This is a genomic window from Corynebacterium sp., assembly GCF_030535495.1.
In the GTDB taxonomy this organism is placed as follows: Bacteria; Actinomycetota; Actinomycetes; order Mycobacteriales; family Mycobacteriaceae; genus Corynebacterium.
The window spans coordinates 12,633-26,499 of the sequence record NZ_JAUNRW010000010.1; the positions used below are offsets into that span (position 1 = coordinate 12,633).

Genomic DNA, 13,867 nt, shown 5'->3' on the forward strand with positions numbered 1-13,867 from the left:
CCGCAAGCTCAACGAGATGGGGCGTCGGGCGCGCGAGGTGGAGGAGCAGTTGTAGCGGCTCGGGGGCGCTCCCTCGGTAGAGAGGTGTCTCCGGGTCCGTGGGCTCGGGATCGCTCTGATACCTACGTCATGCCCCCGAGCCCCGGAAGGTCCCTTACGCGTACGCCAGCGCCCGGGTGCCGTCGATGTGCGGGAAGATCAGGTACATCCATCCGAACACCGCCGCGCCGACGAGCACCGTGCCCCACACCGGCAGCGGCGCGAACACGGGCACGATCATCAGCGCCAGCCACACGAGGAACAGGGGCAGCAGCTGGCCGATCTGCGGCTTGTGCACGGCGTTGTGGCGTTCGAGGAACTCCTTGATCTCGCGGCGGTAGGGGTGGCTGAACATGAGCAGCAGCCCGGCGGCGATCGCCACGATCATGACGCCGACCTGGATTCCGCGCGCGAGCCCCGTCGACAGCACCGCCACGCCGAGCGCGATGAGCAGTGAGGTGCCCACGCGGACGAGCAGTGGGGTCGGGATGGGGGTCTGGCGGGCGCGGATATCGGAGTACATGGAGGTCAACGCTACCAGTTGACGGGTGTCGGATCCCGGGTGCATACTGGAGCAGTGAATCAAACAGGTGTTCGGAAATTGCAGGAGGTGGACGACCTCGCGGGCCTCGACCGGGCCGAGCAGGTCGCCCTCCTGCGTTCCCGGATGGCTTCCCTCGGCGGGGTCGTCGAGAAGCCGGTTGTCGATGAACCCGAGGTCATCGCCACCCCCTCTGACCTGGCTCGGGCTCTACCCGGTGGGGGCCTGGCGCGCCGGGCGGTCACCCAGGTGGCGGACTGTCCGGCGCTTGTCGTCGAACTCATCGCCCAGGCTACCGCAGGGGGTGGACATGTCGGCCTGGTCGGGTGGCCGGAGCTCTCGCTCGCCGGTGTGGTCGATAACGGGCGTCTGGACAATGTCATCGCCGTGCCTGATCCGGGCATCGATCCCCTCGGGATCATCGGGGTGCTCGTCGAGGGGCTCGATCTGGTGGTTGCCCGCTGGGCCGTCCCCCTGGAGCTCTCGCCCGTGCGCGCCCGCCCCCTGCTGGGCAAGCTGCGCGGCGGTTCCGCGGCGCTGGTGCTCGTCGGGGCCACCGTCCCCTCCCCGCAGGCGCGGATCGACGCCGCCGTCACCACCTTCCGCGGCATCGGCCAAGGGGCAGGGCGTATCCGGGGCGTCGACATCGCCGTGCGCGTCGAGGCCAAGGGGCAGGCTCCGGCGTCGACGACCGTGACGGTGGGCAGGCGGGCCGAACTGAGGGTGGTCTGACATGCGTGTCGCCGCCCTGTGGTTCCCGGACTGGCCGGTGCAGGCGGCCCGCATCGACGACGAGGACCTGCCCGCCACCCTCGCCATCGCCCGCCAGCACCGCATCCGCGTGTGCTCGGCCGCTGCCCGCCACGCCGGGGTGCGCCGCGACATGCGGGTACGCCAGGCACAGGCCGTGTGCCCCGGCCTCGTCGTCCTCGACGAGGACCTCGACCGTGACGGCCGGATGTTCGAGTCCATCGCCGCCGGCCTCGACGACGTCGCCTCCTCCATCGAGGTGCTGCGCCCCGGCCTGGTCATCGTCGACGCCGGTGCCGCGGGTCGCTTCCACGGTTCGGAGGACCGGGCCGTGGAGATGCTTGTCGACGCCGCCGCCCGCCGCGGCATCGACGCCCAGGTCGGGGTGGCCGATGAGATCGCCACCGCGCTCATCGCCGCCCGCGTCGGCGCGGGCCAGGTCGTCCCGGAGGGCGGCTCACGGGTGTTCCTCGACCTCCAGCCCGTCACCCTGCTGGCGGCCGAGTCCTCGCTGCACTGTGATCATGCCCTGGTGGAATCGCTCGGCGACCTCGGCGTGCGCACCCTGGGAGAACTCGCCGCCCTGCCCGCCACCGCCGTGAGCACCCGTTTCGGGGTGGCCGGGGAGCGTTGCCACCGCATCGCCCGCGCCGCCGCGGACCGCCGCGTGGCCCCGGAGCTGCCCGCCGCGGACCTCTCGGTCGCCGTCACCCCGGAGGATCCCATCGACCGCGTCGACGCCGCCGCCTTCGCCGCCCGCCAGCTGGCCGCCACCCTCCACGAGAGGCTGCGCACCGCCGGGCTGACCTGCCTGCGGCTGCGGGTGCTGGCGGAGCTCATCGACGGCACCCGCCTGGAACGCATCTGGCGCACCCGCGAACCCCTCACCGAGTCCGCCACGGCGGACCGGGTGCGCTGGCAGCTCGACGGCTGGCTCACCTCCGGCGGGTCCGGGGCCATCGCCACCCTCATCCTCGAGCCGCTGGAATCCGCCGCCCCCGATGTCGTCGGCGCCCTGTGGGGTGAGCAGAACGACACCACCGCCGTGCGCCGTGCGGCAAGCCGCGTGCAGTCCACCCTGGGCATCGACAAGGTCCTCACCCCGCGGCTCATCGGCGGGCGGGGAGTGGCGGAGCGGATTGACTTTGTGCCGTACGGGGAGGAACGGGGCGTCGATAAGCAGGGAACCTGGCCGGGCAGAATACCCGGCCCCTTACCGGCCCGCCTGACGCACCCGGCGACGAAGATCCGGATGCTCAACGCCCGGGCGCAGGACGTGGTGGTCACCGCGGAGGCCCTGCTCAGCGACACCCCGCACGCGCTGGGCTGGGGGCAGCACCGCTACCGGGTGGCGGCGTGGGCCGGGCCCTGGCCCGTGGACACCGGATGGTGGGGGCAGGAGGGGCAGAAGGTGGCGCGCCTGCAGGTTGTCGGGCAGGCCGAGAATGAACAGCACCCCCGTGCCTGGCTGCTGCTGTGGCTGAGCGGGGGTGGGTGGCGGATCGAGGCCGCCTACTAGCGGTGGCGGACGTCGATGACCAGGCGGTGCGGATCATGGAGGATCTCCACCGCATACGGCAGCTTCTCCTTCATGCCGATGACGAACTGCGAACGCCCCTCGAAGGTGCCCACCGCCACCACCTGGGTGAGATTGCCGGCACCGGCGATGGTGCCGATGTTCGGGTCCTCGCGGCCCAGCTCGAAGGGGTAGGTCGTGCCGTCGATGTTGACGTCGAGGGCCACCGAACCGGAGACCTCGACCGGGTTGCCGGAACCCTGCTGCTTCGGGGTGGTGGTGTAGTCGACGAACCAGCCCGGCTCGCCGTCACCGACGAGGTCGAAGACGACACGGTCGAAGCCCTCGTGGGCGGCGACGCGGACAGACTCCACCATGAGCATGGCCGGGACGTCCGGGCGGGAGGTCTTCTGGGCCACGTCTGCGGTGCCGAGGGTGTCGGTGGTGCCGCCGAGCGTGGCGGCGGTGAGGGTCTCCATGAGGGAACGGTCCCCGTCGGCGTTGCGTGCACCGCCGGATTCCTGCCCGACACCCGTTCCGCACGCCGCCAACCCCAACGACCCCGCGGCCAGGATGGCGGCGAGGGAGGTGCGGCGTGGTGACATCGTGCGAAGCGGTCCCGGAGAATCACTCATGTAAGTCACCGTAGTCACAGGGGGCCCAAATGATGAACCTGGAGGACGGATAGGGCGGGGATCGTGACCATCTCGTTGTAAAGCAACCCTAAGTGTCGCCGGGTGGCCGGTCAGGCCTGTGGTACACATCGCTAGGCTGGGGACCATGACTGAAGCTGCCGACCTCCGCTGCTCCGACGCGACCGGCGAACCGTTGCCCGGCTCCGCCAAGCAGGAACGCGTCTACGTCATCCTCGAATGGCCCCACGGCTGGAGCCGCGACGTCCTCGACGGCGGTGTCTTCGGCGAGGACCTCACTACCCGTCTCAAGAAGAAGCTGGGCAAGGACGCCGGTCTGCAGCTCATCCGCCACCCCGGCCGCGACGGCCGCCGTGTCACCAGCCACCACCTGTTCCTCGTGTTCGCGGAGGAAGCGCGCGTCGAGAAGCTCATGGTCGAAGGCCCGGAGGCGATCCTCGACCTCGACCTGTCCGGACCGGGCCGCAACAACGCCGAGCCGGTGGACCACCCCCTCGTCCTCGTGTGCACGCACGGCAAACGTGACGTGTGCTGCGCCCTCAAGGGCCGTCCCCTGGCGGCGGCGCTCTCGGAGCGGCACCCCGGCACGATCGTGTGGGAGACCTCCCATACCAAGGGGCACCGTTTCGCCCCCTCCATCCTGCTCATGCCCTGGGGGTACAGCTACGGTCGTCTCAATGAGGAGGCCGGGGATGGCCTGGTGCGCGCGGCGCTCCGGGGTGAGTACTTCTACCCCGGCAACCGGGGGCGGGGCCTGCACGGCCCGCGCGGACAGGTCGCTGAGCTGGCTGTCGCCCGCGAGCTGGTGATGAGCGGGGAACAGCTGTTCTTCGGCAACCTCACCGTCCTCGACGATTCCGACGGGGACGTGGTCGTGGTACATGCCGACGGCCGCTCCTGGCAGGTGGTGCTCGAACAGCGTGACATCGAGGGCGTCATCTCCTCCTGCGGCGATGCGCCGAAGACCGGCCGGGTGTGGGTGGCCACCGATATCCGCCCCGACCAGGCCGACCTGGGCTGGGACGACCGGGAGTGACCTACAGCCCCTCGACGATGTCGAGGAACTCCTCCGCGTAGGACACCCGCTGGCGCAGCTTGGACAGGCGGGCGCGGGCGTCATCATGCACCCGCTCGATGGTGGCGCGGGCGGCGGGGGAGTCGGGGTGCTCGGCGGCGTCGAGAAACTGCTTCATCTCCTCGAGCGTGAACTGCAGCGGCTTCATGCGGCGCACCAGCAGGATGCGCTCCACATCGCGCTCGGAGTAGAGCCGGAAACCACCGGGGGTCTTGCCGGAGGGGGAGACGACCCCGACCTCGTCGTAATGTCGCAGTGAGCGGATGGACAGGCCGGTGCGCTCGGCGACCTCGCCGATCTTCATGCCTGCCTCCATCATCGGCCCCTTCCGGTTTGTGGGATCACAACTCTACCGTTACGGTAGGTTTCGTTTTCCGGTGTTCTGCCTATCACCGTATCCTCCGAAAAGGGAGCAGCCATGTCTCACCCGCTTATCGACGCACCCACCGGCGTCGTGGCCTCCTTCCGCCACGCCTTCTCCTCCCCGGCGCGCCTGCGCACCGAGGTCCTCGGCGGGCTCGTCGTGGCCCTGGCGCTCATCCCGGAGGCGATCGCGTTCTCCATCCTCGCCGGGGTGGACCCCCGCGTCGGACTCTTCGCATCGGTGACCATGGCCGTGACCATCGCCTTCACCGGCGGACGCCCGGCGATGATCTCCGCCGCCACCGGTGCCGTCGCCCTGGTCATCGCCCCGGTCATGCGGGACCACGGCTACGACTATTTCATCGCCACGGTGCTGCTGGCCGGTGTCCTTCAGATCGTCATGGCGGTGCTCGGCGTCGCCAAGCTCATGCGTTTCATTCCGCGGTCGGTGATGACCGGCTTCGTCAATGCCCTCGGCATCCTCGTGTTCGCAGCCCAGCTCACCCACCTGTGGGACGTGCCCTGGCTGGTGTACCCGCTGTTCGCGCTCGGCATCGTCATCATGCTCGGCTTCCCGCGCCTGACCACCGTGGTGCCCGCCCCGTTGGTGACCATCGTGGTGGTCACCGGCATCGTCGTGCTCGCCGGATGGACCGTCCCCGATGTCGCCGACCAGGGGGAGCTGCCGAATTCCCTGCCGGAGCTGTTCGTTCCGGGTGTCCCGCTCACGGTCGAGACCCTGCAGATCATCGCCCCCTATGCCTTCGCCATGGCCCTGGTCGGACTCATGGAGTCGCTCATGACCGCCAAGCTCGTCGACGACATCACCGACGTCCACTCGGACAAGACCCGCGAGGCCTGGGGCCAGGGCGTGGCGAACCTCGTCACCGGCGCCTTCGGCGGCATGGGCGGCTGCGCCATGATCGGCCAGACGATGATCAACGTCCGTGAGGCCGGTGCCCGCACGCGCTTATCGACGCTGCTCTCCGGCGTCTTCCTCCTCATCTTCGTCGTCGCCCTGGGCGACATCGTCGGACTCATCCCCATGGCGGCGCTGGTGGCGATCATGGTGCTCGTGGCCCTGGGCACCATCGACTGGCACTCCCTGCACCCGCGCACGCTGCGACTCATGCCGCGCAGCGAGACCCTGGTCATGGCCGTCACCGTCGTCGGGACCCTGGTCACCCACAACCTGGCCGTGGGTGTCATCGGCGGCGTTCTCACCGCGATGATCATGTTCGCCCGTCGCGTCGCCCACATGGTGGACATCGAGACGGTGCGGGAGGGTGACACGAGCATCTACCGGGTCACCGGCCAGCTGTTCTGGGCCTCCTCCAACGACCTCGTCTACCGCTTCGACTACTCGGATACCGCCGAGCGGATCGTCATCGACCTCTCCGCCGCGGAGGTGTGGGACGCCTCCACCGTGGCCACCCTCGACGCCATCCAGCAGAAGTTCCGGGCCCGCGGTCAGGTGGTCGACATCATCGGCCTCGACGGCCCGAGCAAGTACCGCCTCGACCGGCTCTCCGGGAAGCTGGGGTAGCCGTGAGCGCGCTTCAGGAGTGGGTCACCGCGGAGCGGGGTCGGGCGACTGCCGCGCTGGGCTTGCTCGGTGATCGGCCAGAACCCGCCGGGGAGGGTCGCGACCGGGAAATGTCGATTGCTTGGCGAACAATCGCCTTATGACCAATTATTGGCTGGTCAGGATGGTCAGTGCACGCTCGTTGATGAAGATCTTCTGTCGTCCGACCTTCATTTCCCGGAGTAGCCCGGAGTCGGCGAGCAGGGCCAGCCAACCGGAGGCTGTCTGCCGCTTCGCCAGTCCGGAGTCGATGACGTCCTGGATCCGGATATACGGATTCACCATCAACAGTTCCGCGAGCTCCGCGGCCGGTGCGGTGGATCCGAGACTTCGAATCTCGGTGGCTGTCTGTTCCTGAAGTTGGCGGAGTTGATCGATCAGAAGGTAGGCCTCGCGTGCCGCTTCCTCGACACCCCGAACCATGAACAGGACCCATTCTTCCCAGCACTCCTCTTCAGTCACGGCGCGGAGAAGCCGGTAGTACTCCGACTTGTTGGCCACGATGTAGCCGGACAGGTACAACACCGGGAGCTTCAAGAGCCCTTCCTGAATGAGCAGGAGCACGTTGAGGATGCGGCCGGTCCTGCCGTTGCCGTCGTGGAAAGGGTGGATCGCCTCGAATTGATAGTGGGTCACAGCCATCAGCACCAGAGGGTCCAGGTCCTGCTCTGAGTAGATGAATCGTTCCCAGGCCGAAAGGTGGCGCTCGATGATCTCCCGGCCTTCCGGCGGTGTGTAGATCCTCGTCTGCCGCGCCGGATCCCCGATGAAGGTGCCGGGCTTGTCGCGGATGAGTGCCTTGCGTCCCTGGAGGATCGCCCCGATTTCCTCCGCGGACTTGAAGGATAACGGGCGGTGCTCGAGCCGCTCGACTCCCCGATGAAGGGCGGCGCTGTAGCGGAGAGCCTCCTTCGTGGCCGGCGAAGGATTGGAATCGACAGCCCACGCGGCTCGGAACAGCTCGTCATTGGTGGTGACGATATTCTCGATCTCGGTGGAGGCCTGCGCCTCCCGCAGCGGAATCGTGGCGGTGATGGCGCGTAGGTTCCGGATCAGCCGACATGCCGTGTCAAGTGCCGCCAACTGCTTGTGAGCCGACACGACTGCCTTGAGTACCTGTTTCGTCTCGACGTCTGCTCGCGGCGGGAGGGGAGGCAGGTCGTTGAAAGGAACGTTGGGGTCGAACTCCGACTGCGATGCGCTCATGTCGACAGCGTAAGCATATCCTCCGGATATGCCGATTTTTTGGCCAAGAATCGACATATGACCATTGCGGGATCGTGTGACCTGCGCCGATGTCGGAACGGGGAAGGGCCGGGACCCATCGGTCCCGGCCCTTTCATTGTCTGGCCGTCTAGCGGCGCATGATCCTCCGCGAGAGCCAGTTGCCGAAGAGCTGGGCGAGCTGGACGATGATGACGATGACGATGACGGCCGCGTAGGTGACCTCGTAGTCGTAGGCGCGGTAGCCGTAGACGATGGCGAAGTCACCGAGGCCACCGCCGCCGATGTAGCCGGCCATGGCGGACATGTCGACGACCGCGATGAAGATGAAGGTGTAGCCCAGGACCAGCGGACCGAGGGCCTCCGGGATGATCACGGTGCGGATGATCCGCCAGGGGCTGGCCCCCATGGCGCGGGCGGCCTCGATGACACCGGGGTCGATGGCCACCAGGTTCTGCTCCACGATGCGGGCCACGGCAAAGGCCGCGGCGATGCACATGACGAAGATCGCCGCGGAACGCCCGATGGTGGTGCCGACGAACTGGAGTGTCACCGGCGCCAGCATCGCGATGAGGATGATGAAGGGGATCGGGCGGACGAAGTTGACCAGGATGTTGAGTACCCAGTAGATCGGCTTCGACTGCAGGATGCCGCCGGCTCGGGAAGTGTAGAGCAGCAGGCCGATGAGGAGTCCGCCGATGCCGCCGAAGACCATGGTCAGCGCCACCATGACGAGGGTGTCGCCGATGGCGTCGACGAACGTGCCGCCGAGGCGATTCCAGTCGGCCGCGAGATGGGTGGTGGTCATCGCGTGATCTCCTCGATGTCGGTGGTGCGGGACAGGGTGTCGCGGAACCGGTCAATCGCGGCGTCCGGGCCGGTGAGGCGGACGGTCATCTTTCCGAAGGACTGCCGCTGCAGGGTGGTCACACCGCCGTGGACGATGCTGATACCCAGTCCGTCCTCCCGGGCGGCGGCCGCGGCGGTGAAGAAGCCGGAGTCCTCGGTGAGGTTGATGGTGAACAGGCGGCCGTCGTGGGCGAGAAGATCCTCGGCCTCGACGAGGTCGGGGGTGTTGCGCAGCGAGGTGGAGACGAAGCGCTGCGCGACGGCGGTCTGCGGGTGGGAGAACACCTCGTAGACACTGCCGTACTCGACGACCTTGCCGGCCTCCATGACCGCGACCTTGTCGGCGATGGAGCGCACCACGTCCATCTCGTGGGTGATCACGACGATGGTGATACCCAGCTCGCGGTTGATCTCCCGCAGGAGGTTGAGCACGTCGTGGGTGGTCTCCGGGTCGAGGGCGGAGGTGGCCTCGTCGGCAAGCAGCAGGCGCGGGTTGGTGGCCAGGGCGCGGGCGATGCCGACGCGCTGCTTCTGACCTCCGGACAGCTGCTCCGGGTAGTTGGTGCCCTTGTCCGAGAGTCCGACGAAGTCGAGCAGCTCGGCCACCCGCTTCTTCCGCTCCGCCTTGCCCATGCCCGCCAGCTCCAGCGGGTAGGCGATATTGCCGGCCGCGGTGCGGGAGTGGAAGAGGTTGAACTGCTGGAAGATCATCCCGATGCCCCGGCGGATGGAGCGCAGCTTGGACTCGGGGAGGCCGACGACGTCGGTGCCGTCGAGAAGCAGCTGCCCGGAGGACGTGGAATCCAGCCCATTGATGAGGCGGACGAGGGTCGACTTGCCGGCGCCGGAGTAGCCGATGACGCCGAGAATCTCACCGGGTTCGACGGTGAGGGTGACGCCGTCGACGGCGCGGGTCTCAGTCTTCTGGTTGGTGAAGACCTTGGTCACGTCGCGGAACTCGATGCGGGTGCCGGTGCGCGGCCGGGTGGGGGATGCGGACACTGTGTCGGACACGGGTGCGGGGGCCGTTCTGGGAGGGGATGGGTCAAAGACATGCTCAACCCCGCCGCACGCAGGCGACGGGGCAGGCATGAACGTGGTGTCTTACTGCTCGCCGGCTGCGAGGCGGTCCATGATCTCGAGGAGATCCTCGCTCGGACGCTCGACGGTGACGGCGGTGTTGCCGGAGGACTCCATGATGGCGTCGGTGACGGCCTGGTCCTTCCACAGCTCGGCGAGACGGTTGAGGGTCTCGTCGTCGGCCTTGTCCGGGGTGGTCACCCAGACGTTGATGTAGGGCTCAGCCTGCTCGTTGTCCGGATCATCCTGGAAGATGGCGTCGAGCGGGTCGATGCCGGCGCGCTCCAGGAAGGAGTTGTTGATGACGGCCGGGCGGCCCTCGTGGAAGACGGTGGTGGTCTGCGCGGCGTCGACGGCGATGACCTCGACCTTGGAGGCCTCGGTGTCGATGTCGGCGGGGGCCGGGTCGAGCAGGCCCTCCTCGCGCAGGGTGACCAGACCGGCCTGGACGAGGACGTTGATGGCGCGGCCCTGGTTGGTGGCGTCGTTGGGGATGGCGACCTCTTCGCCCTCGATGCCGTCGAGGCTGTCGTGGCCCTGCCAGAACAGTGCCAGCGGGTAGATCTCGGTGGAGGCGTAGGGGACGAGCTCCTCGCCGGCGCCCTCGTTGTAGGAGGCCAGGAACTTCAGGTGCTGGAACTTGTTGACGTCGATCTGGCCCTGGGCGAGGGCGTCGTTCGGGGTGTTGTAGTCGGAGAACGGCACGATCTCGATGTCGATGCCCTCTTCCTCGACGAGGTCGGCGAAGACGTCCCACTCCTTGAGGTTCGCGTCGGTGGTGCCGATGCGGATGGTCTCGCCAGCGGCGGCTGCGGTGGTGGTGCCGTCGGCTGCGGTGTCGTCTGCGGAGTCGTTGCCGCAGGCGACGAGGCCCACGGAGGCGATGGCGGCGGCTGCGGCGCCGGCGAAAATTCGACGGAGAGTCATGGTGGTTTCCTTCACTGTTGATCTGCTGGTTGCACAACCTAGCACCAGGCGTACCGCTCTGTCTAGCCGGGGTCGGGGCCTAGTTGGTACGTCTGTTCGATTCCGGGTAGATTGCGGGGTATGCGGTTCAACGGCGGTGCGCCCCTCAACTGGTCGCGGCTGGAGCGTATCCTCTCCGGTCGCCCCGGCCCCACGCCCGTCCCCGTGGATCACCTGGACGACGATGCTTATCGACGTCCCCCCGTCACCCCGCCCACCGTCGGATTCGCCGAACTCCACGCCGTCAGTTCCTACAGTTTCCTCGGTGGCGCGAGCGAACCGGAGTCCCTCGTCGAGCGGGCCGTGGAGTTGGGCCTGGGCGCGTTGGGCCTGGTGGACCGCGATGGATTTTACGGGGCGGTGAAGTTCGCGGAGGCGGCCGCCGCAGTCGGGCTGCCCACGGTGTTCGGGGCGGAGCTGACCCTGGGGGAGCGTATCCTGCCGGTCCTGGCACGCGGGCCGGAGGGCTACCGGCGGCTGTCGCGCCTCATGGCGGACGCGCACATGGCCACCGGGGTGAAAGGGGAGGTGGCCTACCCGCCCCTGCCGGAGATGGCGCAGGCGCTCGGCGGCCACGGCGTCCTCCTCCTGGGCCCGGAGTGGGCGGGGGAAATCGAGCGGATGATCGACATCTTCGGTCCGGAGGATGTGGTGCTGGAGTATGCCGTGACCATGACGCCGGAGGATGTGGACCATCACGAGAAACTCGATACCTGTAGACGGCATGGTCTACGGGCCGTCGCCACCGCCCTGCCCGCCGCCGCCACCCGGGACCAGGCCCGTCTGGCCGGGGCGAAACGTGCCCTGGCCCGCAGGCTCTCCCTGGGGGATGCGGAGGCGGAGCTGCACCCCATGGGGGCGCCCTGGATGCGCTCCGGCGAGCAGATGGCGGCCCTGCTGCCACAGCGCCCGGAGCTGCTCGCCGAGACCCTCACCCTGGCGCGGGAGTGCGCCTTCACCCTCGACCTCGTGGCCCCGGACCTGCCGGACTTCCCCACCCCGGCCGGGCACACGGAGATGAGCTGGCTGGCGGAGGTGACGAGGCAGCGGGCGGAGCGCCGGTACGCGAGCAGGCCGGATGAGATCCGGGCCCGGGCGCAGGCGCAGATCGACCACGAGCTGGCCGTCATCGAGGGGCTGAACTTCCCCGGCTACTTCCTCATCGTCATGGACCTGGTCGACTTCTGCCGCGACCACAACATCCTGTGCCAGGGGCGTGGGTCGGCGGCGAACTCGGCGGTGTGCTTCGCGCTCGGCATCACCAACGCGGAGCCGATCTCCGCGGGACTGCTGTTCGAGCGTTTCCTCTCACCCGACCGGGACGGCCCGCCGGACATCGACATCGACATCGAGTCCGGGCGCCGCGAGGAGGTCATCCAGTACGTCTTCGACCGGCACGGCCGGGACAAGGCGGCCCAGGTGGCCAACGTCATCACCTACCGCACGAAGGGCGCACTGCGCGACGCCGCCCGCGCGCTGGGTCACCCGCCGGGCGCAGCCGATGCCTGGAGCAAGGGCACGGCCGAACCCCCGGCGGAGGTCGTGGCACTGGCCGCCCAGTTCCGGGGCCAGCCCCGGCACCTGGGCATCCATTCCGGCGGCATGGTCATCTGCGACCGCCCCATCGCCGACGTCGTGCCCGTGGAGTGGGCACGGATGAACAACCGTTCCGTCGTGCAGTGGGACAAGGACGACTGCGCCTCCGCGGGCCTGGTGAAGTTCGACCTGCTCGGCCTGGGCATGCTCGAGGCGCTGCACCACATGATCGATCTGGTGGAGGAGCAGCACGGAGAGCGCATCAACCTGTGGGAACTCGATCTCGCCGACCCCGGTGTCTACGACATGCTGTGCCGCGCCGATGCCGTCGGTGTGTTCCAGGTCGAGTCCCGCGCCCAGCTGTCCACCCTGCCGCGCCTGCGCCCCCGGTGCTTCTTCGACCTCGTCGTCGAGGTCGCCCTCATCCGCCCCGGCCCCATCCAGGGCGGCTCCGTCCACCCCTACCTGCGGCGGCGCGCCGGGAAGGAGGAGATCACCTACGATCACCCCGTGCTGGAGAAGTCCCTGGGCAAGACCCTGGGCATCCCGCTGTTCCAGGAGCAGCTCATGCAGATCGCCGTCGACGCCGCCGGGTTCTCCGGGGCGGAGGCCGATTCCCTCCGCCGCGCCATGGGGTCCAAGCGCTCCCCGGCGAAGATGGCCGCGCTCAAGGACCGCTTCTTCCGGGGGGTGTGGGAGACCAACGGTATCCCGGCCGAGATCGCCGAGAAGCTGTGGAACAAGATCGTCGCCTTCGCCGCCTACGGCTTCCCGGAATCCCACTCCCAGTCCTTCGCCTCCCTGGTGTACTTCTCCGCCTGGTTCAAACACCACTACCCGGCGGAGTTCTGCGTCGGCCTGCTGCGCGCCCAGCCGATGGGCTTCTACTCCCCGCAGTCGCTCATCCAGGATGCCCGCCGCCACGGGGTGGAGATCCTGCCCGTCGACGTGCAGGTTTCCGGGGAGCAGGCCCGCGTGGTCGACGGCCGCATCCGGGTCGGCCTGGGACTCATCAAGGGTCTGGGAGCCGAGGCCGCCGCCCGCATCGAGGCAGCCGCCCCCTTCGCGGATATCCCTGACCTGGCGCGCCGGGCGGATCTCACCGTGGCGCATGTGGAGGCCCTGGCCCGGGCCGGGGCGCTGGAGTGTTTCGACGTGGACCGTCGACAAGCACTGTGGCAGGCGGGTGTGGCCGCCACCGAGAAGGCGGGCATGCTGCCCGGACTCTCGGCCATCACCGCACCCGCGCTGCCCGGCATGAACGCCTTCGAGCTCATGGTCGCCGACATCGCCGCCACCGGCGTCACCCACGACCGGCAACCGATGGAGATGCTGCGTGCCGCGCTTGCCGACGCCGGCGTCCTCACCGCCTCCTCCCTGCGTTCGGTGCCGGACGGCACGCGCGTGCGGGTGGCCGGGGTGGTCACCCACCGGCAGCGGCCGGGTACCGCCTCGGGGCTGACCTTCCTCGGGATGGAGGATGAGACGGGGCTGCTCAACGTCATGGTCTCCGTCGGCCTGTGGAACCGGCAGCGGGTGGTGGCGCGGACCTCGAAAGCCCTGGTGGTGCGCGGAATCGTGCAGAACGCCTCCGGGGCGGTGACGGTGGTCGCCGACCGGCTGGAACCGCTCGTGCTGGGGGAGTGGTTGAGCCGGGGGTCGCGGGACTTCCACTGAACGGTGGGGTCGC

Annotated in this window: 12 protein-coding genes; 5 read left to right on the top strand and 7 right to left on the bottom strand. The window is 68.6% G+C overall.

Going from position 1 to position 13,867, the window contains the following annotated elements; translation table 11 throughout:
- Positions 1–154: 154 nt before the first annotated feature.
- A complete protein-coding gene (locus Q4F73_RS02560; RefSeq protein ID WP_303357783.1) occupies positions 155–562 on the bottom strand; it encodes a hypothetical protein in 408 nt (135 codons plus the stop codon).
- An 87-nt stretch (positions 563–649) separates the two neighbouring features.
- On the opposite strand from Q4F73_RS02560, the gene Q4F73_RS02565 reads away from it, so the two are divergent.
- Both Q4F73_RS02565 and Q4F73_RS02570 read left to right on the top strand, forming a co-directional pair.
- Positions 650–1,312 carry a hypothetical protein gene (locus Q4F73_RS02565; RefSeq protein WP_303357784.1) on the top strand — a complete coding sequence of 221 codons (663 nt, stop codon included), beginning with the start codon at positions 650–652 and terminating at the stop codon, positions 1,310–1,312.
- Between the two features lies 1 nt (position 1,313).
- A complete protein-coding gene (locus Q4F73_RS02570; protein WP_303357785.1) occupies positions 1,314–2,849 on the top strand; it encodes a DNA polymerase Y family protein in 1,536 nt (511 codons plus the stop codon).
- Here Q4F73_RS02570 and Q4F73_RS02575 read toward each other — a convergent pair.
- On the bottom strand, positions 2,846–3,481 hold the full coding sequence (locus Q4F73_RS02575; RefSeq protein ID WP_303357786.1) for a hypothetical protein: 636 nt from the start codon (positions 3,479–3,481) through the stop codon (positions 2,846–2,848). The genes Q4F73_RS02570 and Q4F73_RS02575 overlap by 4 nt on opposite strands.
- A gap of 145 nt (positions 3,482–3,626) precedes the next feature.
- Here Q4F73_RS02575 and Q4F73_RS02580 point away from each other — a divergent pair, with 145 nt between their 5' ends.
- Positions 3,627–4,535 (top strand): sucrase ferredoxin, encoded by a 909-nt coding sequence (locus tag Q4F73_RS02580; RefSeq protein WP_303357787.1) that lies wholly within the window; start codon positions 3,627–3,629, stop codon positions 4,533–4,535.
- Between the two features lies 1 nt (position 4,536).
- On the opposite strand, the gene Q4F73_RS02585 is transcribed toward Q4F73_RS02580, so the two are convergent.
- Positions 4,537–4,878: a MerR family transcriptional regulator gene (locus Q4F73_RS02585; protein WP_303357788.1), complete on the bottom strand. Its 342-nt coding sequence runs from the start codon at positions 4,876–4,878 to the stop codon at positions 4,537–4,539.
- 114 nt (positions 4,879–4,992) lie between these two features.
- Here Q4F73_RS02585 and Q4F73_RS02590 point away from each other — a divergent pair, with 114 nt between their 5' ends.
- Entirely contained in the window at positions 4,993–6,483 is a 1,491-nt protein-coding gene (locus Q4F73_RS02590; RefSeq protein WP_303357789.1) for a SulP family inorganic anion transporter, read from the top strand.
- Between the two features lie 147 nt (positions 6,484–6,630).
- Here Q4F73_RS02590 and Q4F73_RS02595 read toward each other — a convergent pair whose 3' ends face one another.
- From Q4F73_RS02595 to Q4F73_RS02610, 4 genes are all read right to left on the bottom strand, one after another.
- Positions 6,631–7,785 (bottom strand): Fic family protein, encoded by a 1,155-nt coding sequence (locus tag Q4F73_RS02595; RefSeq protein ID WP_303357790.1) that lies wholly within the window; start codon positions 7,783–7,785, stop codon positions 6,631–6,633.
- 91 nt (positions 7,786–7,876) lie between these two features.
- The gene (locus tag Q4F73_RS02600; protein ID WP_303357791.1) at positions 7,877–8,554 is read right to left on the bottom strand and encodes a methionine ABC transporter permease; all 678 of its coding nucleotides are present in this window, start codon (positions 8,552–8,554) and stop codon (positions 7,877–7,879) included.
- Positions 8,551–9,609 carry a methionine ABC transporter ATP-binding protein gene (locus tag Q4F73_RS02605; RefSeq protein ID WP_303357792.1) on the bottom strand — a complete coding sequence of 353 codons (1,059 nt, stop codon included), beginning with the start codon at positions 9,607–9,609 and terminating at the stop codon, positions 8,551–8,553. The genes Q4F73_RS02600 and Q4F73_RS02605 overlap by 4 nt, the downstream gene beginning before the upstream one ends.
- Positions 9,610–9,699: 90 nt before the next feature.
- Positions 9,700–10,602 (bottom strand): MetQ/NlpA family ABC transporter substrate-binding protein, encoded by a 903-nt coding sequence (locus Q4F73_RS02610; RefSeq protein ID WP_303357793.1) that lies wholly within the window; start codon positions 10,600–10,602, stop codon positions 9,700–9,702.
- A gap of 120 nt (positions 10,603–10,722) precedes the next feature.
- Between Q4F73_RS02610 and Q4F73_RS02615 the strand changes: the two genes are divergently transcribed.
- Positions 10,723–13,854 carry an error-prone DNA polymerase gene (locus Q4F73_RS02615; RefSeq protein WP_303357794.1) on the top strand — a complete coding sequence of 1,044 codons (3,132 nt, stop codon included), beginning with the start codon at positions 10,723–10,725 and terminating at the stop codon, positions 13,852–13,854.
- Positions 13,855–13,867: the final 13 nt, after the last annotated feature.